Source organism: Marinobacterium aestuarii, from assembly GCF_001651805.1.
Classification (GTDB): domain Bacteria; phylum Pseudomonadota; class Gammaproteobacteria; order Pseudomonadales; family Balneatricaceae; genus Marinobacterium_A; species Marinobacterium_A aestuarii.
On the sequence record NZ_CP015839.1, the window covers coordinates 4,952,974 to 4,977,457 of the forward strand.

Genomic DNA, 24,484 nt, shown 5'->3' on the forward strand with positions numbered 1-24,484 from the left:
GCGCAGTAACCTGCGCCCTGCGCCCCAACGAAAAAAGCCACCTGCGCGAGCAGGTGGCTTTCAGAACGAACAAGCGGCGCAGGAGCGAGCCCCCAGGCGCGCAGCTTTTACTTGGTAATAAGCTCCGGCCCCATGATGCTGTACGGCAGGAAGGTAGACAGCCAGGGGATGTAGGTCACCAGGATCAGGAACACAAACAGCACCGCCACGAACGGCATGGCCGCCTTGACGACCTGCGCCAGACTCATGCCGGTAATGCCCGAGGTCACGAACAGGTTGAGCCCTATGGGCGGCGTGATCATGCCGATTTCCATGTTGACCACCATGATGATGCCCAGGTGAATCGGATCCACACCCAGCGCCATGGCGATGGGGAATACCACTGGCGCCACAATCACCAGCAGGCCTGAAGGCTCCATGAACTGGCCACCAATCAGCAGCAGCACGTTAACCGCAATCAGGAAGGTAAACCAGTTGAACCCCGCACCCAGCATCCACTCGGTGACCATCTGTGGAATCCGCTCAGACGACAGCGTATGGGCGAACAGCAAGGCGTTGGCGATGATAAACATCAGCATCACCGTGGTCTTGGTGCCGTCAAGAATCACCTTGCGGCTTTCGCCTCCCAGAATGGCCGGGAAGAAGCAGCGTCCGACCGCCACCAGGTTACGACTCCAGACCGGCAGACCCGACCCCAGACAGCGCAGCATGGAGGCATCCAGGTCTTTGCCTCGCTTGTATATGTAGAACAGGGCAATCACCAGACTCATGCCCAGGCCCCAGGCCGCTCGCTCACCAACACCGGTCGTTTCGCTCTGGGCGGTCGCAAAGAACGACATGATCATCCATACAAGAAAGAATGAGACGCCATAGACACTGCCGTTAAAGCCTACCCGGGCGATGGCAGAATCCGTTTCTGCCACCCAGGGTATCCCCTTAAGCGGCCCCATGTCGCGATACACAAAGAGTGCGATCAGCATGGAATAAACCGCTGCCACCACCGCCGCCTCCGTCGGTGTAAAGACACCGCCATAAATGCCGCCCATGATGATCACGATCAGGAACAGACCCCAGCCCGCTTCCTTGCCGCCGCTCACGATATTGCCAAAGCCCTTCCAGGGCTCCGCCGGCAAGTTCTTGATGCGTGCCACCACATAGATGGCAAGCATCAGCATGAAGCCGGCCATCAAACCCGGAATCACGCCCGCCAGGAACATCCGGCCGACCGACACATCGGTAGCGGCGGAATAGACCACCATGACGATGGACGGCGGAATCAGGATACCCAGGGTACCGGCGTTGGCGATGATACCGGAGGCGAATTCCTTGGAGTAACCCACCTGGCGCATGCCGGCAATGGCGATGCTGCCAATAGCGACCACCGTGGCCGGCGAGGAGCCGGACAGCGCTGCGAACATCATGCACGCCAGTACCGACGCCATGGCCAGGCCACCGCGAAAATGCCCCACACCGGCAATCGCAAAATTAATCAGCCGTTTGGCCACGCCGCCCGTCGACATAAAGGCCGAGGCCAGGATGAAAAACGGAATGGCCAGCAGGGTGTAATGCTGGCCGACGCCGAACAGCGATATCGCCACAGAGGACAGCGAATCGGCGGAGATAAAGGTGATATACAGGATTGAAGACAACCCCAGGGATATACCGACGGGCAGGCCCAGAAACAGCAGGACCAGCACCATCACAAACAGAATTATTGCATCCACAGCAGGCTCCCCGCTCTCAGTCTTTTAATATGTTCAGGTTTTCTTCGACCAGATCCTTGGCCTCATGCCCGCTGATAAGCATGGGTCGCTTGTCCTGCCATATATCAATGAACGCCTGCAATGAACGGTAAACCAGCAGCGCCAGGCTGATCGGCAATATGAGCAGCACCAGCCAGCGGTGTACACGCGGCTGCAAGCCAAAGGTTTCCTGCATGAATTCGGGGTAACGCAGTTCTTCCACGCCTATGCCGATCTTGTACATCTTGGCCCAGTACTCGATGGCCCCGCCGCGCACATCAACACCGAGCATTGCCAGCCAGGTGGAGTCGAGCAGGATCAGGCCGTACATCAGGGTGGCAAAGGCACCAAACAGCGACAAAGCCTTGCACAGCTTGTGCGGTACCGCATTGAGCAAGATATCCACACCCAGGTGAATACCGGTCTTGATGCCATAGCTCATGCCCAACAGAATCAGCCAGGAAAACGCCAGGGTGTTGAACTCAAGCGCGGCAGACCAGCCGGTGTTGAAGCCGTAACGCGCAATCACCTGCCCGAATGACACCAGCATGATGGAGCTGATCACCAGCACCAGCAGGTTTTCTTCGGCCTTGGCCATCGCCGTGGGAAACAGCTTCTCCAGAATCCAGAGGATAATGATGAAGACCAGTAGATATAAGTGCGGCCAGTAGTCCATAGGAGACACCATTCAGGAATCAGGCCGTGGCCAGCCTGGAAAAAATTAAAGGAAACAGCTTGATGGCAGCGACAGTACAGGACTGCCCCTAACCGGGGTGAACGGGCCCGGACCAGAACGGCCTGAGCCCATGCCCGGCATCAGTCGCTGATGCCGGGCGCAACCATCAGGAACCGGCTGCGGCTTTGATCAAATCGGCACCAATTTCGCCTTCGAACTGATCCCAAACCGGCTTCATGGTATCAACCCACTTCTGGCGCTGAGCATCATCCAGGGTGTTGATCTTGCCTTTGGCCTCCAGGATGTTGGCACGGTTTGCTGCTTCCGCCGCCTTCACTTCTTCGTTGGCCGCCTGGGTCACTTCATCGGCGATGGTCAGGAACTGCTCGCGCGCTTCAGGCGTGAGGCTGTCGAGGAACTCGGTCGAGGTCATGAACAGGTAGGCCAGCAACTGATGGTTGGTTTCGGTCACGCTGTCCTGCACTTCGAAGAATTTCTGGGTGTAGATGTTGGACCAGGTGTTTTCCTGACCATCCACCACGCCGGTCTGCAAGGCACCGTAGACCTCGGCAAAGGCCATTGGCTGCGGCGATGCCCCCATCGCCTCGATCATGGCCTTGGCCACATCTGAGGTCTGCACGCGGAACTTCATGCCCTTGGCGTCGCTCGGTGCGATCAACGGCTTGTTGGCCGAAAAGTATTTCATGCCGGACATCCAGTACCCCAGACCGACAAAACCGACATCATGCATTTCGTTCAGCAGGCCCTTGCCAGCATCGGACTTGGTGAAACGAATGGCCGCATCCATGTCCTTGAAAATGAACGGCAGATCGAAGACGCCGTATTTGGGGCTGTAGGAGCCGAACTTGGACAGCGACGGCGCCAAAATCTGCACGTCACCCAGCAGCAGAGCTTCAAGCTCCTTGCTGTCACCAAACAGGGTGGAGTTCGGGAACACCTCAACGCACATCACGCCGTTCATTTCGTCGTTGACGCGCTGGGCAAAATTATTGGCTGCAACCACCTTGGGGTGGGTTGTACCGCCGGTCACATGGCTCAGCTTGGCAACGATCTCACCGCTCTCACAGGAGGCGAACGCCGTAGTGGCAGAGATGGACAGCGCAAGAGCAGAAAGGGCCAGAGTGAGTTTTTTCATATTATTGTGTCTCCATAGAGGTGTGTACTTGTGAGCTGCCTGCCAACCGCGGCAAGGCTCACCTGAACGTGTAACACATACAAATAAGCACAGGGCGTGCCAAGAATATAAAAACCCAGCATAAGCAAGGCCAGCAGCGCTCATAAGCTCTGTTGATGGTAGCAGTGAAATAAAAAAACAGCGGAAAATGACGGAAAGTCACCCATAAAAACAATGACAATGTGCGGATAAGCACCCATTTTCGATGCAGCAGGGCCCCAGGGCCGCTCAGGCAGGAAAAAGCAGGGAATAAGCCGAAAATAGCCGTTCGCGAGGCCGCGTAAACACTGCAGCGGCCGTTACGGCCGTTATTGCTACACTCGATCAGCCGCCAAACCTGCGTTTAAGACACGCAGAAGAAAGAAGCGAATCGGGGGCCCGGCAGCCTTGGGCGGGTTTCCACCCAAGCCTGACCCAGGCAGCTCGCTTACTTGAAATCACTCTTGTCCAGACCGTACTTTTTCATCTTGTCGTAGAGGGTTTTGCGTGGCAGGCCCAGAAACTCGAGGGTGTCCCGAATCGAGCCGCCGGTACGCGACAGTGCCGCCTGAATCAGCATTTTTTCAAAACGCTCTACCTGATCCGGCAACGACAGGGTAGCGCCGCCGTCGCTGTCGATAATCAGACGGTTATCGAAATCAAAGGTGCCGGACTCCCCCAGCAGCACATAGCGTTCGGCCAGATTGCGCAGTTCACGCACGTTACCGGGCCAGTCATGCAGCATCAGACTGTGCAGGCGCGCGGCCGAGAGCGTCGGAATTTCGCGGTTGTACTGTGCCGAAGCCACCAGCGCAAAGTGCTGGAACAGCAGGCCTATATCCTCGCGCCTTTCACGCAGCGGCGGTATATCGAGCCGTACCACGTTGAGCCGGTAGTACAGATCTTCTCGGAACTCGCCTTTGGCCGCCAGCGCCCGGAGGTCGGTTTTGGTGGCCGCGATCACGCGCAGATCCAGCGCTATGACGTCGTTGGATCCCAGACGCTCAATGGCGCGCTCTTCCAGCACCCGCAACAGTTTGATTTGCAGCGCCAGCGGCATGCTCTCGATTTCGTCGAGGAACAGGGTGCCGCCATTGGCATGTTCGAACTTGCCGATACGCCTTGTGCGGGCGTCGGTAAAGGCCCCTTTCTCATGCCCGAAAAGCTCGGACTCAATCAGGCTCTCCGGCACGGCACCGCAGTTGATGGCGACAAAATTGTGATCGCGCCGCCCACTGTGCTCATGGATATAGCGCGCCATCAAATCCTTGCCGGCACCGGTTTCCGCCTGAATCATGATATCCGCCGGCGCATCCGCAATGCTGTGCAACAAGCGCCGCAACTGGATAACCGCCGGTGCATTGCCGAGCAGACGCGGTCCAGGCGCGCTCTGGGCTTCGAGCTCAAGTTTAAGGCGCCGGTTTTCAATGGTCAGGGCGCGCTTCTCCATGGCCCGGCGCACTACATCCAGCAACAGATCTGCCGCAAAGGGTTTTTCGATAAAGTCGTAGGCGCCGGCCCGCATGGCGGACACTGCCATGGAAATATCACCGTGGCCGGTAATCAGGATCATCGGCAGGTCCGCGTCTATGGCGCACACCCGCTCCAGTAGTTCGAGCCCATCCATGCCAGGCATGTTGATGTCGGAAATCAGCACCCCGTTCCAGTCGTCACTGAGTAGTTCCAGCACCCGCTCGCCCCGCTCCAGCGTCGTCACATCGTAACCGGCCAGCTCCAGCGTCTGGCCCGCCGCCAGGCGAATGTGCTTCTCGTCATCAACCAGGATTATGGGGCGACTGGGTAGGTTCTTGTTCATCGACATAGGCAAATGGGTTCACTCAATATCAGGGCCCAAGCGGGCTATTCGGTGATCGTGGGGTGCGATACCGGCCGCAACACCAGTGTAAAACAGGCACCGCCATCGGGGTGGTTGCTGGCACGCAGACAACCGCCGAGGCTTTCAACAATGCGGTGGGAAATCGACAGCCCCAGCCCGAGCCCCTGACCAGCCTTCTTGGTGGTGAAAAAAGGCTCGAACAGATGCTCCAGATACTCAGGCGAAATACCAGGGCCTGAATCCCGCACACTCAGCTGCACGGCATCATCGCTGTATTCAAGGCCTATGTCGATGCGGCCGCCGGGCTGATCTTCCAGTGCCTGCATGGCATTGCCAATCAGATTCACCAGCACCTGCTCGAGGCGCAGGATATCCCCCAGCACATAGACGCGCTCCAGCCCCACAGGCCAGTGAATGCTCACTGACTGGCGATCCAGCTGCCCATACAGGATCGACATGGCACCATCGCGGACCGCCTTCAAACACACAGGCTCCGGCGCCCCGCTGCTAACGCGGGCAAACTCCTTCAGCGGATGGATAATCTTGGCCATGCGCTCGGTGAGTTGCGAAATTTCCTCAAGATTGGCCAGGGCACGCTCGGGCCTGTCTCGCTCCAGAAAGACGCGGCCATTGTCGGCATAGCTGCGAATGGCGGTCAGGGGCTGGTTCAGTTCATGGTTGATCCCGGCCGACATCTGCCCCAGTACCGCCAGCTTGGCGGTTTGGATCAGCTCATTCTGGGTTTGCTGATGCTGGGTCATTTCCTGCTGCAGGCGCGCATTGGCCAGGGTGAGATCCTGGGTGCGCTGCTCCACCCGACTCTCGAGCAGCAGCTGCGCCCGCTGCAGCTGTGTTTCCTGCTGCTTGCGCTCGGTAATATCGTGAATCGTCACAATGAAATGCCGTTCGCCATTGGCCGCCATGCGCCCGATAGTGAGTTCAATCGGAAACAGCGACTGGTCCGCACGCCGCGCCGTCGCCTCTATATGCAGCTCCCGCGTACCGTCATCGGGCTCGGTGGTAATGTGCTGCCAGCACACGGGCCTGTCCGGGTGCGCCAGCAGTTTGCTGAAGTACTGGCCGCGGATGTCTTCTTCACTGTAGTAAAACAGCTTTTCCGCCGTCGGATTGCAGGACTCGACACGCCCCTGGCCGTCCAGCGTAATCAGCCCAGCCTGGGTATTGTCGATAATGGCGCGGATACGGGCATCATTTTCTTCCAGCGCATGCAGCTCACGCTGGCTGAACAGTGCCCGCTCCTGCGTGATGCGATTGCGCGCCAGCACAAAGAGCACCAGCAGCAGCAAGGCAAAATAGATAATGGCCGTCAGCAACAGGGCTCGGAACACTCGCTGCTCCACCGGTTTCATGCTCGCCAGCACCGCCACGCTGAGACCGCTATTGGGCACAGGGCTGCTCTGCAGCAAATAATGGCGCGTGCGCACGCCATCCAGACTCGGATTACCCTGCCGCGAACCCTCCACCAGCGTAATCAGCTGGCTGCCATCCGGGCCCTTGTCACGCCAGAGGATATCCAGCGATGTCAGTTCCTGGACGCCGTAGCGCAGGCTGTCGACGATGCGATACAGATCCGGCTGAGTCAGCGGCCTGAGGGTGCGGAATTTCCACTCCGGCCGGGTGGAGATCACGATAATGCCGTCTTCATCGGTCACCAGTATATCCAGCAGCGGATCGTTCCAGTCTCCTTCTATGTCATTAAGGTCAATCTTGACGACGATCACGCCCGCAATCCTGCCGGCGAGGCGTACCGGATAGGAATAAAAATAGCCGCGCTTTTTCGAGGTGGTGCCCAGCGCAAAATAGCGCCCGGCATGACCCGCCATCGCCTGCCGATAATAGGGTCTGAAGGAAAAATTCTGACCAACAAAGGTACGTTCCTGCGACCAGTTACTGGCGGCAATGGTCTCCCCTGCGGCATTCATCAGGTAGGCATCGGTAGTACCGATGGTGCTGTTGACCTGTTCGAGATAGAGGTTGGCGCGCATGCGCGTATCGGCACCATCCTGATGTCCCAGCGCGTTCAGCAGCTCCGAATGGGACGCCAGCAGCTGGGGCAGATCCTTGTAGCGATCCAGCTTCTGCTGCAGGCTCAGGGTATAGCGGTTCATGTCTGCGGCACTGCGCAATGCCGCATCCTGTATCGCCTGCTGGCGCACCAGTACAGACACCTGTGCCATCAGAAACAGGAACAGCAGCAACAGCAGTATGACCGCCACCGGACGCTGCGCCCGTACAGGTGATATCGAAGTCTGGGAAGCTCGTTGAGTATCATTCATAGTCAGGCCTCATTATGCGCTGGCCTGCATGAACTTGAAATAGCGTCGCCGCGCCCTTACTGTGTGCCAGAGTTCCACTGACTGGCTCATGCTTAGCGGTAGCTTCCAGGGTGCTGTATCGCACTGCCCACTCGTTCAACTCCAGCACCCTGCGCCCAAGCCGCCGGGCGACCTGGCAAGAGATTTACCATGCAGATTGAAAAGCTGATTGCCAGCGAGCTGAATGCCCGCATCGAACAGGTTAATGCCGCCATACAGTTGCTCGATGAAGGCGCCTCGGTGCCCTTTATTGCCCGCTACCGCAAGGAAATCACCGGCGCTCTGGACGATACCCAGCTGCGCACCCTGGAACAGCGCCTGGGTTATCTGCGTGAACTGGCGGAACGGCGCAACAGCGTTCTGGAGAGCATCCGCAGCCAGGGCAAGCTTAGCGCCGAACTGGAACAGCAGATTCTTGCCGCCGATACCAAAAACAGGCTCGAAGATCTCTATCTGCCCTTTCGCCCCAAGCGCCGGACCCGTGCCCAGAAGGCCCGCGAAGCCGGCCTCGAACCTCTCAGCGACGCCCTGCTCGGCAGCAAGGGCCAGGGCTCGCCGGAACAGCAGGCACAAAGCTATGTAAACCCCTCGGCCGGTATCGAAACCTCCGCCCAGGCGCTGGAGGGCGCACGTCATATACTGATCGAGCGCCTGGCCGAAAATGCCGATCTGCTCGCGCAGGTGCGCAGCTGGCTGTGGCAGCAGGGAGAACTGGTGGTCACTGTGGCCAAGGGCAAGGAAACCGAAGGGCAAAAATTCAGCAACTATTTCGACTATCGCGAGCGCTGCGGGCGCATTCCGTCACACCGGGCGCTGGCGATTCTGCGCGGACATCAGGAAGGCGTGCTGCGCTACAGCCTGCAGCCCCCCGAAGGCCAGGAACAGGAAGGCACTCAGCGGATCGCCAGACACTGGCAGCTGCGCTCAGGCAATGGCAAGGCACAGCTCTGGCTCGATGAAACCCTGCAGCAATGCTGGAGCCAAAAGCTGCTGCCGGGCATCGAAAACGACCTGGTCCGCCAGTTGCGCAGCGCTGCCGAAGCCGAAGCCATCCAGGTGTTTGCCCGCAACCTGCGGGATCTGCTGCTCGCCGCCCCGGCCGGCCAGCGCGCAACTCTTGGGCTGGACCCTGGCCTGCGCAGCGGCGTCAAGGCCGCCGTGGTCGATGCCACCGGCCAGCTGCTGGCCTATGAAACCCTCTACCCCCATGCTCCCAGCAAGCGCTGGGATCAGGCACTGGCCACTCTGGCAAAGCTCTGTCGCAGCCATAATGTCGAGCTGATTGCCATCGGCAACGGCACCGCATCGCGCGAAACCGAACAGCTGGCCCGCGAACTGGCCGAAAAAGAACCCACGCTCTCGCTGGTGCCTGTGGTGGTAAGCGAGGCCGGCGCCTCGGTCTATTCGGCGTCGGAGCTGGCCGCCAAGGAGTTTCCCGATCTCGATGTCACCATCCGTGGCGCGGTCTCCATCGCCAGACGCCTGCAGGATCCGCTGGCCGAACTGGTCAAGATCGAAGCCAAGGCCATCGGTGTAGGCCAGTATCAGCACGATGTCGATCAGAGCGCGCTTGCCCGCATGCTGGACGCGGTGATTGAGGACTGCGTCAACCATGTCGGCGTCGATCTCAATACCGCCTCGGTGGAGCTGCTCAGCCAGATCGCAGGCCTGAGCCGCAGCGTCGCCAGCAACATTGTCGAACACCGCAACCAGCAGGGCGCCTTCAGCCGCCGCCAGCAGCTGCTGAAAGTACCGCGTCTGGGCCCCAAGGCCTACGAGCAGTGCGCCGGTTTTCTGCGCATTCGCAACGGCGATCAGGCGCTGGACAACTCCGCCGTGCACCCCGAAGCCTATCCGCTGGTCGAGCGCATGGCGGCCCAGCTGGGCTGCTCCCTGGCTCAGCTGATCGGCGACTCTGGCCGCCTGGCGCAACTCAACCTCGGCGCCCTGCGCTCGGACCGCTTTGGCGACTACACTCTGACCGATATAGTACGGGAACTGGAAAAGCCCGGCCGTGACCCACGCCCTGAATTCCACAGCGCGCGCTTCGACGACGCCATTACCAGCATGGGCGACCTGACAACCGGCCTGCAGCTTGAGGGGGTTATCACCAATATCACCAACTTCGGCGCCTTCGTGGATATAGGCGTACACCAGGACGGTCTGGTGCATATATCTGAGCTCGCCGACCGCTTTGTGAAAGACCCCCATGACCTCGTCAGTACCGGCCAGATTGTGCAGGTACGGGTGCTCAGCGTGGATGCCAAACGCAAGCGCATTGCCCTGAGCATGAAATCGCAGGACAAGAGCCCTGAAGCGCAAAGCCCGCCACAAACCACCAACGCCGCGTCCAAGCCCGCAGCCCAGTCCACAACCAGGCCGATTGCAAAAGCCGCTACCCCTGCCGAAGGAACCCTGGCCGCCAAGCTTAGAGCCGCCGGACTCAGCAAAGGCTGAATCGAGCAGAATTCATGGCGGAAACAGCCCCACGCTTTCTCCGTCTTAATTATTGACCGGTTGGTTTATAATAACCGCCGTTTCTCACGCTAAAGGGGCAGGAACTTGTCTGCAGCACTTCAAAAGCAGCTGGACCAGTTGGTCCGAAATGGTCAGGCAGCATTGCTCAAGGGCATCCTGCACGGCATCGAAAAGGAAGGCCTGCGTGTAGACGCCCAAGGGCATCTGTCCCAGGCGGAGCACCCCCGTGCGCTGGGCGCAGCGCTCACCCACAGCTATATAACAACGGATTATTCCGAAGCCCTGCTGGAATACATCACACCGGTGTTCAAGCGCTCGGGGGACGCATTGTCCTTTCTGGCGGATCTGCACCGTTTCGGCTACGGCCCCCTGGGCGACGAACTGATCTGGTGTACTAGCATGCCGTGCGATATTCCGGATGAAGAAAGCATCCCCATCGCCCGCTACGGCAGCTCCAATGTCGGCCAGCTCAAACATGTCTACCGTACCGGGCTCAAGCATCGCTACGGCAAGATGATGCAGACCATCGCCGGCATTCACTACAACTTCTCTTTGCCTGAAGCCCTTTGGCCGGCGCTGCAGGCGCTGCAGCAGAATCGAGACAGCCTGCAGGACTTCCGTTCGGAGCAGTACTTCCGCCTGATACGCAACTTCCGCCGCTACGGCTGGGTGCTGCTGTACCTGTTTGGCGCCTCTCCGGCCCTGTGCAGCTCCTTCCTCAAGGGACGTGACCATCAGCTCGAGACCCTGGGTGAGGACACTCTCTACCTGCCCTACGCCACCTCGCTGCGCATGAGCGACTTGGGCTATTCCAACAAGGCACAGTCATCCCTGGGCATCTGCTTTAACCACCTGCAGACCTACACCGCATCGCTGCATCGGGCCATCCACACCCCGTACGAGCGCTATGATGCCATCGGCCTGAAGGTCGATGGCGAGTACCGCCAGCTCAACACCAGCATTCTGCAGATCGAAAACGAATATTACAGCGACATCCGCCCCAAGCGCGTGGCCCACTCCGGCGAAAAGCCGCTGCACGCACTGCACACCCGCGGCGTGGAATATGTCGAGATCCGCAACACCGATATCAACCCGCTACTGCCGCTGGGCATTGATCAGCAACAGGCCGACTTTATGGATGCCTTCCTCGTGACCTGCCTGCTGGCCGGCGACGAGCTGATTGATGATGACGAATGCGAACGCATCAGCGAAAACCTCAAGCGGGTGGTCACACGCGGCCGTGAGCCTGGCCTGACACTGCAATGCAATGATAGCGAGCGCTCACTGGCGCAGTGGGGACAAGACATTCTGGATATGGTCAGTCAAACCGCCGCCGTGCTGGACAAGAACGAACACGGCAACACCTTCAGCGATGCCGTTGCGGCACAGCGCCTGAAACTGGACGATCCGGCACTGACACCCTCGGCGCAGATTCTAACCCTGCTGCAGCAACAGAAGATCAGCCACAGCGAGTTCAGCCTGGCCCAAAGCCTCGCGCACCGGGAAACCCTGCTGCAAACCCCCCTGAGCGAGAAACGCCAAGCCTATTTTAGCGAGCTGACCGGCAGTTCACTCAACGACCAGGCCCGCATCGAAGCCGAAGACAGCCTCGACTTCGATCACTACCTGGCCGACTATCTGGCGCAATAAGCAACCAGAACACAGCAAAAACGGCAGCCCTTCTGTCAGGCGCACGATACATGGCACCTGACAGAAGAACGCATTCATGGCCGCAGCGCTACTGAATGACCAGACTGGTGAAAAACAGATCCGTCACCAAAGGAGTGCCCTCTTCCTCCTGCAGCATCGTCTGCACCTGCGTCAGCACCTCCTTGGCAAGTGCCGCCTGCGCGTCTGCGCTCGACAACGCCGCCTCATCCTGCGCGCTCAGCAGAAAAACGATGTCATTGCGAATACTGGGCAGGTGGTAATTCACCGCATGGTGCCCCTCCTCACTGCCAACCTGAAGGGTGATCTCGCACTTTATGAACCGCAGCGGTCCAGCCCCGCCAAAATTGGCTACAAACGGCTTGAGTTCGATATAGCCGACATAATCGGATGCGCCCGACTCATCTTCGGCCGCCCATACCGGCTGCAGCATCAACAACCCCAGCATCAGTCCAAACAGCAGTCTTCGCAGCATTCTGTTCCCATCCCTTACGTTTTCATGACCCTGGCAGACGGGCCAGTATAGCCCGGGGCCGCAGCAGCGTTAAGGCGTCAGGCGCAATTACCACGAGCCGCCGTCAGACCATTATCCGGGTTCTATTGCGCCTGCCTTCGCGTTGGGATTAGTATTGGGTCTGACTGAGATAAGGAGCCAAGCAATGCTGGAAAAATGTCGCACTGCGAAAGAACGCTGGGGCGGTGTCAGCGAGATCATTGATCACTTGCTGGAGGAGCGACAGCTGCTTATCAGTCGTTTCGTCGCACTCCCGACACTGGCCCTGAACGAAGAGTTCAAGCCCCGCACCGAAGCCTTCTGCGACCTGCTGATGGACTACCTGTCCTCCGGCCATTTCGAGGTCTACGAACAACTCTTGCGCGAAGGCAGCGAATTTGAAGACGGCAGCCTCGAAAAGGCCCAGAAACTGTTCCCGCTGATTCAGCGCAGCACCGACTTCGCGCTGGACTTCAACGACAATTGCGCCAGCCGCCTGACCGAGCTGACGCTGCGTCAGGTACGCGAGTTTTCCGACCAGCTGTCCCGCCTCGGCGAGATGCTCGAAGAGCGCTTTGACCTTGAAGACCGCATGATCGAAATTCTGCACAACTCACACCGCGACCTGGTGCTGGCCGAAAACAGGGAATAAGGCATGCGCACCACCCTGGCCGCCGGTATGGTGGCCACTCTGGCATTACTGCTGACAGGCTGCAGCCGCTCCGAAGCACCGGTCTCATGGCATGAATATGCCTTGCAGGGCGCCTACTCTGCCAGCCTGTCCGAACAGGGCCGCTTTGGCGTGATCGGCTCAATTCAGCATGGCGCAAGCCTCTGGGACACCAGCAGCAACGCTCGTCTGTTCAGCTGGAACCACCAACCGGGCCAATACTCCATCATCGCCGCCACCGCGCTGTCACCCGACGAAAGCTTCGCCGCCACCGCAGGTCAGCAGGACTTGGTGCTATGGAACCTGATCAGTGGCCAGGCCGTGTGGTACTGGAGCTCACCGGCCGAAATTCTGGCCATGGATCTCAGCCGTGGCGCCGACTATGCCCTGCTGGGGCTCGCCAACCACGAAGCCGTCTATTTCGATATCAAGAATGGCGGCGTCAAACGCAGCCTGCGTCACGATGCACGGGTTCGCGCCGTAGACCTGAGTCTGGATGGTCGCCTGGCCCTGACCGGCTCCGACGCCTACAAGACCAGGCTTTGGGACCTGCAGTCCGGCGCGCTGCTACAGACGCTGGAGTTTGGCAATGTGGTCGATACTGTGGCGCTGTCCCCCGACAGCCGCCTGGCCTTTAGTGCCGGCAATCTCGATCGGGCGGTCATCTGGGATACGGCCAGCGGCGAAGTACTGCATACCCTGTCCGACTTTGGCAGCCTGTTTCAGCGTCGCATGAGCTTTCTCAGCGCGCGCTTTTCCAGTAATGGCGAACAGTTGCTGACCGGCAGTGCCTCAGGTTTCGTGCAACTCTGGGATGTCGCCAGCGGCGAGGAGCTGCGCCGCTGGGAGCTACACAAGCGCGCCGCCTACGGCCCGACCAGCACCGCCGTGTACGCCGTCGCCTTCGCCACCGACGGCTATTACGCCATCGGTTCCAACGGCCTTATCAACCGCCTGCGCTAAATCTCTGCGGTAATACTTTCCTCTGCACAACGAAAAACCCGCAGCTCAAGCTGCGGGTTTGCGGATATTGCACGCGCTATCGGCTGATTACTTGGCCGCAGCTTCTGCCTGAGCTTCTGCCTGGGGGTTGATTTCCAGCAGCTCGACTTCAAACACCAGTGTTTCGTTGGGACCAATCGCATTGCCCATGCCACCGGGGCCGTAAGCCAGGTCAGCCGGAATTACCAGACGCGCCTTACCACCTTGCTTCATCAGCTGCAGACCTTCTGTCCAGCCCGGAATCACGCCGTTCAGCGGGAAGGACACCGGCTCGCCACGGGAGTAGGAACTGTCGAACTCGGTACCGTCGATCAGCTCACCCTTGTAGTGCACCTTAACGGTATCGGCGGCGGCGGGGTTTGCCCCCTTGCCTGCGGTCAGCTCTTCGTACTGCAGACCGGACTCAGTGGTGGTGACCGCCTTGTTTTTGCCGTTATCAGCCTGATAGGCCGCGCCCTTGTCGAGGTTGTCCTGAGCGACCTGGGCGAACTCCTGACGCTGTTCTTCCATCTTCTTCATCTGGAAGGCCTGCATCACCTGCCCAACCTGCTCCTGATCCAGCAGGGGCTCCTCGCCCTTGTAAATCGCTTCAACGCCCTGTCGGAAGGCATCGATGTCCAGCGTATCAATATCCTGCTTGAGCTTGTCGCCAAGGATCAGACCCAGGCTGTAGCTCAGCTTCTTGTCTTCGGTATCCAGCGCGTCAGCCTGTGCGGCCGATGTCACTGCGACCAGAGAGGCCATGGCTACTGCCAGAAACGTTTTTTTCATCCCAAATTCCCTACTGATAATGCTGAATGTCGTTGTTTAGTGACCGATTTAACTCTAAAGTTCACGCCATTACCACTGCAATTGCAGCACCCGCCGAGCAGGCACTGGCCCCGCCGCTGCCTGCACCAGAACCTGCAATACGGCCAACAGCCCAGGCTCTGGCTCGATACCTTCGCAGCAGAGGTACTGGCCAATGTTCTGCAGCAACAGATCCTCGCAGGCGACAGACGCCACCACCGGCCAGTCACGCCCGAGTGCAAACAGCCAGGCCAGCTCCACCTGCTCAGCGGCCAGTTCCGCCTGGCGCAGCGCCTGATAACAAAGCTCCAGTTCGGGCTCATGCTGACGCTGAGCCCGAACCCGGTAGCGCAGCAGACGCAGCGGCTCTGTGGTACTGTGCTGCCACTGCGACGCTTCACAGGTGCTCAGCTGTTCGGCCTGCAATGCCCGGCCTTCGGTCGCCAGCCAGCAGCAGAACAGCAAGCGGTTAACACCGAGCGACCATTCTTGCTGCAATTGCAGGCACGCCGATTCAACACCCGGCTTGGCATAGAGTTGCAGCGCATAGTCCCAGAGGTCGTTGTGCAGCTTCATCGGACGACTCCCGTATCGCCGGGAGACTGAGTTCGAGTGTATCCGTCTCGCGACAGCGGGCCCGTGATCAGTGCCATTGAATTAGTCTTAATCTCGACAGGTTGTTAAAATTCGCCACCATGATTCAGATATCCCAGCTTAACCTGCAGCGCGGCATCCAGCGTCTGCTGCATCAGGCCAACCTGACCATCCATCATGGATGGAAAACCGGCATCATCGGCGCCAATGGCGTCGGCAAATCAAGCCTGTTCAAACTGATCCTGGGCGAGCTGCAGCCGGATTCCGGCGACCTGCAGATCGCCGGCAACCTGACCATCTCACACATGGCGCAGGAGGTCACGTCGGTTGAACGCCTGGTACTCGACTATGTACTGGATGGTGATGCCCAGCTACGCCAGGTGGAGCGGGAGATAGCCGCGGCCGAAGCCGACCAGCAGCACCATCACCTGGGTGAACTCCACGCCAGGCTGGACAGCATTGACGGCTACAGCGCCGAAGCCCGCGCACACCTGTTGCTGAACGGCCTGGGCTTTATGCCCGGTGACGCCAGCCGCCCGGTGGGAGATCTGTCCGGTGGCTGGCGTATTCGTCTCAACCTGGCCCAGGCGCTGATGTGCCGCTCCGATATACTGCTGCTCGATGAGCCCACCAACCACCTGGATCTGGATGCGACCCTCTGGCTGGAACAGTGGCTGCGCCAGTACCCTGGCACTCTGCTGCTGGTATCCCACGACCGCGACTTTATCGACAATGTGGTCAGCCATATAGTGCATATGCACCACGAGCAGCTGGATCTGTACAAGGGCAACTACAGCGCCTTTGAGCGCATGCGTGCCGAACGTCTGTCACAGCAGGACGCCCAGTTCCAGAAGCAGCAGCAGCGCGTATCCGAAATAGAAAGCTTTGTCCGCCGCTTCCGCGCCAAGGCGACCAAGGCCAAGCAGGCCCAGAGTCGCCTGAAAGAGCTCGAGCGCATGGAGCTGATCGCACCGGCCCACGTGGACAGCCCGTTCAGTTTCCGCTTTACCCCGGCAGACAAAGTGTCCAATCCGCTGCTGACACTGCACAAGGCCGACTGCGGCTACGCCGGCAAACCGATCATGCAACAGCTTAATCTGTCCCTGGCGCCCGGCGCGCGCATTGGCCTGCTGGGCCCCAACGGTGCCGGCAAATCGACCCTGATCAAGACCCTGGTGGGCGACCTGCCCCTGCTCAGTGGCGAGCAGCGTGGCGGTGAACACCTCAAGGTCGGCTACTTTGCCCAGCATCAGCTGGAAGCACTGGACCTGGAAGCGTCGCCGCTACTGCATATCAAACGCCTCTCGCCTAAATCGAGCGAACAGCAGGTGCGTGATTTTCTTGGCAGCTTTGGTTTTTTCGGCGACGACGCCATGGAACCAGTCAAGCGTTTCTCCGGTGGCGAAAAGGCCCGCGTAGCACTGGCGCTGATCGCCTGGGAAAGACCCAACCTGCTGCTGATGGACGAGCCCACCAACCATCTGGATCTGGAGGTTCGCCACGCCCTTACCCTGGCGCTGCAAACGTTCGAAGGCGCGCTGATTCTGGTGTCCCATGACAGGCACCTGCTGCGCAACACCGTGGATGAGTTCTGGCTGGTGGCTGACGGTAAGGCTCAGCCGTTCGATGGCGACCTTGATGACTACCACAGCTGGCTGGGCGATCGTCGCCGTCAGGCGCCGGCCGAGGTTGAGAAAACGGATCTCAGCCGCGGCAACAGCGCCGCCGATCGCAAGGAACAAAAACGGCTGGAGGCACAGAACCGGGCCAAACTGAGACCCCTGCGCCAGCACATCGATAAGCTGGAACAGCAGCTCGAGCAGTGCGGCTCGCAACTGAACGAGGTCGAGACCCAGCTGGGTGACAGCGAGATCTATCAGGATGCCAACAGGGAAAAACTCAAAATCCTGCTGGGCCAGCAGGCCGACCTGACCCGCAAGTCACAGCAGATTGAAGCCAGCTGGCTGGAGCAGCAGGAAGCCCTTGAGGCGCTGGAGCAGAGCCTGGACGCGAGCGACTAGCAACCTTTCGGGCTTTGGCCGGCCGTAGCGAGGGAAAGGCCGACAGGCTGCCCTAACTCGCGCGCTGGCCGCCAAATACCTGGGTCACTTCCCCCAGCGCATCCCGTGACGCCAGTACATCCTCCATGGCTTCGCTGATCACGCCACGGCTCAAGCCCAGGGACTCAGTCAGCCCCGCCGGGATATTCTCGATGGGGCCATCGCTCAGGCCCTGCTCGCGCAACAGACGGTTACTCAGATGCACCAGGCGGGCATAGCCAGAGTGCTCGCCGTCATAATCGACCTCATTCTGACGCCGCACCGCCACGCACACCTCCGCCGGCACTGACCAGCTTTCGAGCAACCAGCTGCCCACCTGCTCGCGTGTGACGTTCAACACCTGCTTCTCGATATATTCAGTCCCCATATGCGGATTGGCCTCGATATAGCGTGACAGCAGCGAGAAATGCGGCGGAAAAAGGTGCGCCAAGACCAGATAACCAAAGTTGTGCAGCAGCCCGGCCAGATAGGCCAGCCCGGGTCGCAACCTTTCAGCCATCGGCATCTTGCGACATAGCCGTTCGGCCAGGGTCGCCGTATAAACCGCCTGCTGCCAGTAATCGGTCGCGCCCCGCGGTGTGTCGTTTGGCATCTGCAGCGTTTTGCCCAGCGCCACACCCAGTGCCAGATTGATCACCAGATCAAACCCCAGCACGCGGATAATGGCGTCTTCCAGCGAGTGCACCTTGCCAGGCACTGCATAATAGGACGAAGACGCCCAGCTCATGACCTGGGCCGACAGGCTCGGATCCAGCCGCACCACCGGCACCAGCGTATCCACGCCGGCTTCGGGATCGCAGCGCATCATCAGAATTTTTTGTGTTGTGGGCGAAAATGACGGCAAACCGAGGGTATCTTCAAGCCGCTGACGAATACGCAGCGCGGTGAATTTTTCCACCGCCCGGATGATCACGGCGCGATCGTCACCACCGGGCTGTCTGGCATCTATATCGGCACGGGTAAGCGCCAGCGGATACGCCTCTATATGACCCTCGCTCAACCAGGCACCGGGCACACTGAAACTACGGTCGCTATGGGGCTCGTAGGCTTTAAGCTCAACGCGGGACTGCAGTGACAGATCTATGTAGAGCGGCAGGGAAAACAGTTTGCGCAGACCCGCCTCCTGGTTCAGCCCGGGCTGGCTGAAAAAGCGCAGCGCGTCCTCGCTGCGGGCCGGCTGCAGCTGCCGGCCAGAGCCCTTCCAGATGGCCTCCAGGTTCAGCAAACCTTCCCAGGGCAGCAGCACCAGCACTTTGCCATCACCATCATGCATCAGCAGAAGACGGGCTACACCCTCGTACTGGGCGTCACCTTCCAGGGAACGTACACCAATTGCCAAATCGTATTCTCCCTTCGATTGTTCGGTCAACATCCAGTTAGCTGACACTCCGGCATATTGCTACCAGGCCTTATAGGGCGCTGGCCTGAACAGCCATCAACGTCGCCTATTGACGCTGGATATGATTCACAGCCTTGATGACACGCAGCTTTTTCATCACCGAAGCCAGATGCACCCGGTTCTGCACCGAGATATCCAGCAGTACCTGACTCAGCTGACCATCCTTCTCGCCGCTGTCGATCTTAATGATATTAGCACCGGCTGTCGCCACGGTGGTCGCGAGGCTGGCGATAATGCCGCGCTGGGACATGACCTCGAGCCTGAGGCTGACGCGGAATTCGTCATCGATGCTCTTGGACCACTCTAGGTAAATGCATTTCTCCGGATCATCGCGCAGATGGCCGATATTGCGGCAGTCCGTGCGATGGATCACCAGGCCGCGGCCGGTGCTGATATGGGCAATGATGGTGTCGCCGGGAATCGGATGGCAGCACTTGGCATAATTCAGCACCATGCCTTCGGTACCCTGAATCGCCAGCGGCTTGTTGCCACGGCGCACCAGGGCAAGTTCGTCTTCCTCGACCGGGGTTTCGGGTTTCAGGCGTCGCGCCACCACATAGGCCATGCGGTTGCCCATGCCAATATCTTCCAGCAGATCATCCAGTACGCGCAGTTCCGCATCCTTGAGCAGGGCCGCCAGGCGACCACGTTCCACCTCGTCCAGGCTGATGCCATAGTTGCCCAGAAACTGATTCAGCAGCCGCCGTCCCAGTTCCACCGACTCGTGACGCTGCTGATTCTTGAGGAAGTGACGAATGCTGGCGCGCGCCTTGCCCGTAACGACAAAGTTCAGCCAGGCCATGTTGGGCTGAGCGCTGGGGGTGGTGATGATTTCAACCGTGGCACCACTGAACAGTGGCTCGGACAGCGGCGCCAGGCGCCGGTTAATACGACAGGACACGCAGGAGTTGCCGATGTCGGTATGCACGGCGTAGGCAAAGTCCACCGGCGTGGCACCGCGGGGCAGCTCGAGAATCCGCCCCTGGGGCGTGAACACATAGACCTCGTCAGGGAACAGGTCCTTTTTAACGTGCTCGATAAATTCCATCGAGTCGCCGGCGTTGCGCTGCATTTCCAGCAGCCCCTGCACCCACTTGCGAGCCCGGTTGTAGGAGCCCACGGCGCTATCGGAACCGCCGTAGGCCTTGTAATGACTGTGTTCGGCGATGCCCTGGCTGGCGACGGCATCCATTTCGCGGGTACGGATCTGCATTTCGAGGGCGATATCGCGGGTGCCGAACAGGTCGGTATGCAACGACTGGTAACCGTTGGCCTTGGGGATGGCGATATAGTCCTTGAAACGGCCCGGCACCGGCTTGTAGAGATTATGCACGGCGCCCAGAATGCGGTAGCAGTCGTCCACCTTTTCGGTGACGATGCGAAACGCAAACATGTCCATGATTTCGGAGAAGGATTTACGCTGCTGGCGCATCTTGCGATAGACGCTGTAAAGGTGTTTTTCCCGCCCGGTGACCACAGCCTTGAGGCCTTCCTCATCCAGCCGGCGCTGCACTGTCTGCTGAATTTCGGTAATGATGTCACGACGCTGCCCGCGCGCTTTCACCACCGCGCGACGGATATAACGGGCGCGCATCGGGTAATAGGACTGGAACGCCAGATCCTCCAGCTCAACCTGCAGGTCGCGCATGCCCAGACGGGCGGCAATGGGGGCGTAGATATCGAGGGTTTCGCGGGCGATGCGCCGCTGCTTTACCGCAGGCATGGCACCGAGAGTGCGCATGTTGTGCAACCGATCAGCCAGTTTCACCAGGATAACCCGGATATCCTCGGCCATGGCCAGCACCATTTTCTGGAAGTTTTCCGCCTGGGCTTCCGCCTTGGTTTCAAACTCCAGATGGGTCAGCTTGGAGACGCCGTCGACGATATCGGCCACCGCACTGCCGAACTGCGACTCAATGGAGTCATAGTTGATCTCGGTGTCTTCGATAACGTCGTGCAGCATGGCCGCCATCAGGCTCTGATGGTCCATGTGCATGCCGGCCAGAATGCCGGCCGCCGCCAGGGGGTGGGTTACATAGGGCTCGCCGCTCTTGCGCCGCTGCCCGTCGTGCGCCTGCTCGGCAAAATAGTAGGCGCGCCGCACTTTGCGGATCTGTTCCTGCTCGAGATATTCGGTCAGTCGCTGACAAAGTGCGTCTATGGTTGGCATCGAGACTCCGGCAATACAGGGCTAGCGTCGGCTATACCCTCGAGTTTTACCTGAAATGATGCCGTATCGCGAAGCTTTCTGGAAGATCAGTCTTCTTCCTGGTCATCCAGTACGCGCTTGTCGGTAAAACCTTCAGCGATTTCACGCAGGGCAACGACGGTAACCTTGTCGTTTTCCCAGTCAACCTTGGCTTCTTTGCCACCGGTGGCCAGCTGACGCGCACGTTTTGCTGCAACCATAACGAGTTCGAAACGGTTATCAACGTTTTCCAGGCAATCTTCAACTGTTACTCGTGCCATCTTGAACCTCGAAAAGGTAGTAATCTGCAAACAAAAAGACGGGGCAGTCTACGCGAGTACGGCTATTCTGACAAGAGATCCGTGATCAGCCCCGCATGCCGCTGTTGCTGCGCAGACTGCCGCAGCCTGCGCGTCACCAGCACCGCCTGAAGTTCACTCAGGGCCAGATCAAATTCATCGTTGATCACCATATAGTCAAACTCGGCGTAGTGGCTCATTTCACTCACCGCATCCGCCATGCGTCGTTCGATAACGCTGACATCATCCTGACCACGGCCGGTGAGGCGCGCACGCAGTGCTTCACGGGACGGCGGCAGTATAAAAATGGACACGGCCTCCGGCATCAGCCGGCGTACCTGTGCTGCGCCCTGCCAGTCAATTTCCAGGATGACATCGGTACCCTGGTCCAGCTCCTGCTGTACCCAGGTCTGGGAGGTGCCGTACTTGTTGTCGAACACCTCGGCGAACTCCAGGAACTGTCCGTCATTGATCATATCGTTGAACTGGGCCTGGGTGACGAAGTTGTAGTCCGTTCCATTGGCCTCGCCGGGGCGCATTGCCCGGGTGGTGTGGGAAACCGAGACCCGTACCTGAGCGTCCCGGGACAGCAACTGGCGCACGAGGCTGGTCTTGCCGGCGCCAGAAGGTGCCGAAATAATGTACAGGGTTCCTTTAAGGCTCATTTAGCCGCTCCGGGTAAACATATGGCTGACAGGCGCACATGATAAACCAATCCGCGCCCGGCGCCGAACCCTAGACATCGGTCGCATCCAGCACCTGACGCAAAATGGCCGGCGCCGTTATGGCTTCTGCGGCCTCAAAGCCGTGTTGCAACTGCGCCAGCGGCACATCGATCTCGATTCCCTGGGTGATGGAGGCCTCCACCGCCGCCAGCTCGCGGCTCAGCTGCGCAAAGCCCAGATTCAAGGCAGCCCCGCGCGCACCATGGCACAGACGCTTTATTTCAGCCCGGTCGGCCTGGTCCAGCGCGACCTGCAGGCGGGAGCGGTAATCGGTCAAACTGGCACGAAAGTCAGCCAGCAAATCGAGACAATCATCGGTACCTATTGTGTCCGCCAGGGATCCGAGCAAAGCGGTGTCCAGCCGGCTAGCATCAAGCAGCCTGGCCATATCCTGCGCCCCCGGGAAGCCACCCGTTCCCGGCAACTCAACGACAGTGTCTGCGGACACAGGCTTGGCATGCACAGCAGGCTCGCTGCCATGCGGCAACGGCCGGGACATGCGATGCAGCATACTGGCCAGGCTCTGGCGTCGAACCGGCTTGGGCAGACAGGCATCCATGCCGGCATCGAGGCAGGCACGCTGATCCGCCTCCATGGCATTGGCGGTCATGCCAATAATGGGCACGGCCTTGTGCGGCCCAGCCAGGCGACGGATCGCCCTGGTGGCTTCGAGCCCGTCCATGTTCGGCATCTGCACATCCATCAGCACCATATCGAAATGGCTGCGGTTCAGACATTGCAGCGCCTGGACACCATCCTCGGCGAGCGTGCTGTGCTGCCCCAAAAAGGCCAGGATGCCCTGAGCCACCTGCTGATTGACCCGGTTATCTTCGACCACCAGCAACCGCATGGGGTGCGCTCTGAGCGCTGCAACAATGGCGTCTTCATCGGCACCCTCGACCGTTATTTCACCGGGCTCACTGCGTTCCAGTTCAAGCCGAAACCAGAACCGGCTACCCTTGCCCGCCTGACTGTCAAAGCCGATGGTGCCCTGCATCTGTTCGACAATGCGCTGGCAGATCGCCAGCCCCAGCCCGGTGCCGCCATAGCGCCTGGCTGTGCCGGCATCGCCCTGCACAAACATGGCAAAGAGCCGGGACTGCGCCTGCGGTGCTATGCCTATGCCGGTGTCTTCGACTTCGAACAGCAGACTCTGCCACCCCGGCCTCTCACCGGGCACCGGGCTGACCCGCAACCGCACATGGCCCCGTTCGGTGAATTTCACTGCATTGCCCAGCAGATTCAGCAACACCTGACGCAGACGCCCGGCATCGCCGCAGTAATGACCGCGTACGGCCGTCTCGACCTCAAGACTCAGGCGAACCTGCTTGCTGTCCAGCGACACGGCCAGCAGCTCAACGCTGCCGGCGAGCAATTCCTGCAGATCAAACTCGGTTTGCTCCAGCTCAAGCCGGCCCGCCTCCATCTTGGAGATATCCAGCACATCGTTGAGGATTTTCAGCAGGGCATCGGCGGACTCGCCGATGGTTCTCGCATAGTGACGCTGCTGTGGCTGCAACGGCGTGTCGAGCAGCAGGCTGCTCATGCCAATCACGCCATTCATGGGGGTGCGAATCTCATGGCTCATGGTCGCCAGGAATTCCGATTTAGCCTGGTTTGCGGTCTCGGCCTCGGCGGCGCTGATTTTGAGTTTCTCACTGAGCTGCTCGGCCTGCTCGCGGGAGCGCTGTTCAAGTATCATCTGTCGAAACAGCAGCGCGATAATGGCACCAATACCAAACAACAACAGGGCGCCCATACTGCCGAGGTAACCCAGCAACTCGAAAAACTCGTTACGACTGGCGGTTTTCTGCTCGGCGCGCAGCTGCAGCACCTTGAAAATCAGCGCTTCTGCGCTGTCATTAATCTCGGTAGCCATGGCGATCAGCCCGGCGGTGGCAATAGGTTCCTGCTCACGCAATGACGGCAACACCACTTCCATGGCACTAATCGCGGTGCGAAAACCGGTTACCCGGCGTGCAAGCTCAGCCTCACGCCGGTACACCGCACCCAGTTCGCCCTGCTCCAGCAACCCGACGCGGCTGTAGAGAATCTCAAAGCGCACCTCCACCTCGTCCAGCAGCTCCTCGCCCTGACGACTGGCATAGTTGTTAATGGCGTTTTTGAGTTTCAGGCTTTCGCGGTCAACCTGGTAGGCAGACCAGAGTGCTTCTTCGGTGGCAACCTCGAACAGCACCTGCTGGCGATCCACCAGCGTTTTGAATAGCGCCAGCGAGGCCAGCAGACACACCAGCGAGACAACCAGCAGGAATAAAACGGAGCCACGCCTAGGCTTGGCCGAAGACCAAGCAGGTACTGGAAATCGCAATATTTATCCTCCGCCGCCCATCCGT

18 protein-coding genes are annotated in these 24,484 nt (G+C 59.5%); 5 read left to right on the top strand and 13 right to left on the bottom strand.

The genetic code is table 11. The annotated features are described in order from the left end of the window. Positions 1-107: 107 nt before the first annotated feature. The 5 genes from A8C75_RS21805 to A8C75_RS21825 all read right to left on the bottom strand — a co-directional run bounded on the left by A8C75_RS21805 (position 108) and on the right by A8C75_RS21825 (position 7,726). Entirely contained in the window at positions 108-1,724 is a 1,617-nt protein-coding gene (locus A8C75_RS21805) for a TRAP transporter large permease (RefSeq protein ID WP_067386520.1), read from the bottom strand. 16 nt (positions 1,725-1,740) lie between these two features. Next, positions 1,741-2,418 (bottom strand): TRAP transporter small permease, encoded by a 678-nt coding sequence (locus A8C75_RS21810; RefSeq protein WP_067290983.1) that lies wholly within the window; start codon positions 2,416-2,418, stop codon positions 1,741-1,743. A 166-nt stretch (positions 2,419-2,584) separates the two neighbouring features. Next, complete coding sequence (locus A8C75_RS21815) at positions 2,585-3,574, bottom strand: TRAP transporter substrate-binding protein (protein WP_067386522.1); 990 nt, start codon at positions 3,572-3,574, stop codon at positions 2,585-2,587. A 466-nt stretch (positions 3,575-4,040) separates the two neighbouring features. Then, the gene (locus tag A8C75_RS21820; protein WP_084784196.1) at positions 4,041-5,414 is read right to left on the bottom strand and encodes a sigma-54-dependent transcriptional regulator; all 1,374 of its coding nucleotides are present in this window, start codon (positions 5,412-5,414) and stop codon (positions 4,041-4,043) included. 38 nt (positions 5,415-5,452) lie between these two features. Then, positions 5,453-7,726: an ATP-binding protein gene (locus A8C75_RS21825; protein WP_067386526.1), complete on the bottom strand. Its 2,274-nt coding sequence runs from the start codon at positions 7,724-7,726 to the stop codon at positions 5,453-5,455. 189 nt (positions 7,727-7,915) lie between these two features. Between A8C75_RS21825 and A8C75_RS21830 the strand changes: the two genes are divergently transcribed. Then, positions 7,916-10,222, top strand: a complete 2,307-nt coding sequence (locus tag A8C75_RS21830) for a Tex family protein (RefSeq protein WP_067386528.1) — start codon at positions 7,916-7,918, stop codon at positions 10,220-10,222. Between the two features lie 105 nt (positions 10,223-10,327). Then, positions 10,328-11,893 (top strand): glutamate--cysteine ligase, encoded by a 1,566-nt coding sequence (gshA, locus tag A8C75_RS21835; RefSeq protein ID WP_067386529.1) that lies wholly within the window; start codon positions 10,328-10,330, stop codon positions 11,891-11,893. Between the two features lie 88 nt (positions 11,894-11,981). On the opposite strand, the gene A8C75_RS21840 is transcribed toward gshA, so the two are convergent. Then, positions 11,982-12,386, bottom strand: a complete 405-nt coding sequence (locus A8C75_RS21840) for a flagellar basal body-associated FliL family protein (RefSeq protein WP_067386531.1) — start codon at positions 12,384-12,386, stop codon at positions 11,982-11,984. A 184-nt stretch (positions 12,387-12,570) separates the two neighbouring features. Here A8C75_RS21840 and A8C75_RS21845 point away from each other — a divergent pair, with 184 nt between their 5' ends. Both A8C75_RS21845 and A8C75_RS21850 read left to right on the top strand, forming a co-directional pair. Beyond that, positions 12,571-13,056, top strand: coding sequence for an Rsd/AlgQ family anti-sigma factor (locus A8C75_RS21845; protein ID WP_067386533.1), 486 nt, complete (start codon positions 12,571-12,573; stop codon positions 13,054-13,056). Positions 13,057-13,059: 3 nt separating this feature from the next. Continuing rightward, entirely contained in the window at positions 13,060-14,037 is a 978-nt protein-coding gene (locus A8C75_RS21850) for a WD40 repeat domain-containing protein (RefSeq protein WP_067386535.1), read from the top strand. A gap of 87 nt (positions 14,038-14,124) precedes the next feature. Here the strand turns inward: A8C75_RS21850 and A8C75_RS21855 are convergent, their stop codons facing one another. Next, the gene (locus tag A8C75_RS21855) at positions 14,125-14,847 is read right to left on the bottom strand and encodes an FKBP-type peptidyl-prolyl cis-trans isomerase (RefSeq protein ID WP_067386537.1); all 723 of its coding nucleotides are present in this window, start codon (positions 14,845-14,847) and stop codon (positions 14,125-14,127) included. A 69-nt stretch (positions 14,848-14,916) separates the two neighbouring features. Beyond that, positions 14,917-15,441: a TIGR02444 family protein gene (locus A8C75_RS21860; protein WP_067386539.1), complete on the bottom strand. Its 525-nt coding sequence runs from the start codon at positions 15,439-15,441 to the stop codon at positions 14,917-14,919. 119 nt (positions 15,442-15,560) lie between these two features. Between A8C75_RS21860 and A8C75_RS21865 the strand changes: the two genes are divergently transcribed. Further along, positions 15,561-17,480, top strand: a complete 1,920-nt coding sequence (locus A8C75_RS21865; protein ID WP_067386541.1) for an ATP-binding cassette domain-containing protein — start codon at positions 15,561-15,563, stop codon at positions 17,478-17,480. Between the two features lie 52 nt (positions 17,481-17,532). On the opposite strand, the gene A8C75_RS21870 is transcribed toward A8C75_RS21865, so the two are convergent. The 5 genes from A8C75_RS21870 to A8C75_RS21890 all read right to left on the bottom strand — a co-directional run bounded on the left by A8C75_RS21870 (position 17,533) and on the right by A8C75_RS21890 (position 24,459). After that, entirely contained in the window at positions 17,533-18,858 is a 1,326-nt protein-coding gene (locus tag A8C75_RS21870; protein ID WP_067387591.1) for an HDOD domain-containing protein, read from the bottom strand. A 106-nt stretch (positions 18,859-18,964) separates the two neighbouring features. Next, the gene (spoT, locus tag A8C75_RS21875; protein ID WP_067386542.1) at positions 18,965-21,088 is read right to left on the bottom strand and encodes a bifunctional GTP diphosphokinase/guanosine-3',5'-bis pyrophosphate 3'-pyrophosphohydrolase; all 2,124 of its coding nucleotides are present in this window, start codon (positions 21,086-21,088) and stop codon (positions 18,965-18,967) included. 86 nt (positions 21,089-21,174) lie between these two features. After that, entirely contained in the window at positions 21,175-21,387 is a 213-nt protein-coding gene (rpoZ, locus tag A8C75_RS21880; protein ID WP_026291818.1) for a DNA-directed RNA polymerase subunit omega, read from the bottom strand. Between the two features lie 62 nt (positions 21,388-21,449). Then, positions 21,450-22,070, bottom strand: coding sequence for a guanylate kinase (gene gmk, locus A8C75_RS21885; RefSeq protein WP_067386544.1), 621 nt, complete (start codon positions 22,068-22,070; stop codon positions 21,450-21,452). A gap of 70 nt (positions 22,071-22,140) precedes the next feature. Then, the gene (locus A8C75_RS21890; protein WP_157890348.1) at positions 22,141-24,459 is read right to left on the bottom strand and encodes an ATP-binding protein; all 2,319 of its coding nucleotides are present in this window, start codon (positions 24,457-24,459) and stop codon (positions 22,141-22,143) included. Between the last annotated feature and the right edge of the window lie 25 nt (positions 24,460-24,484).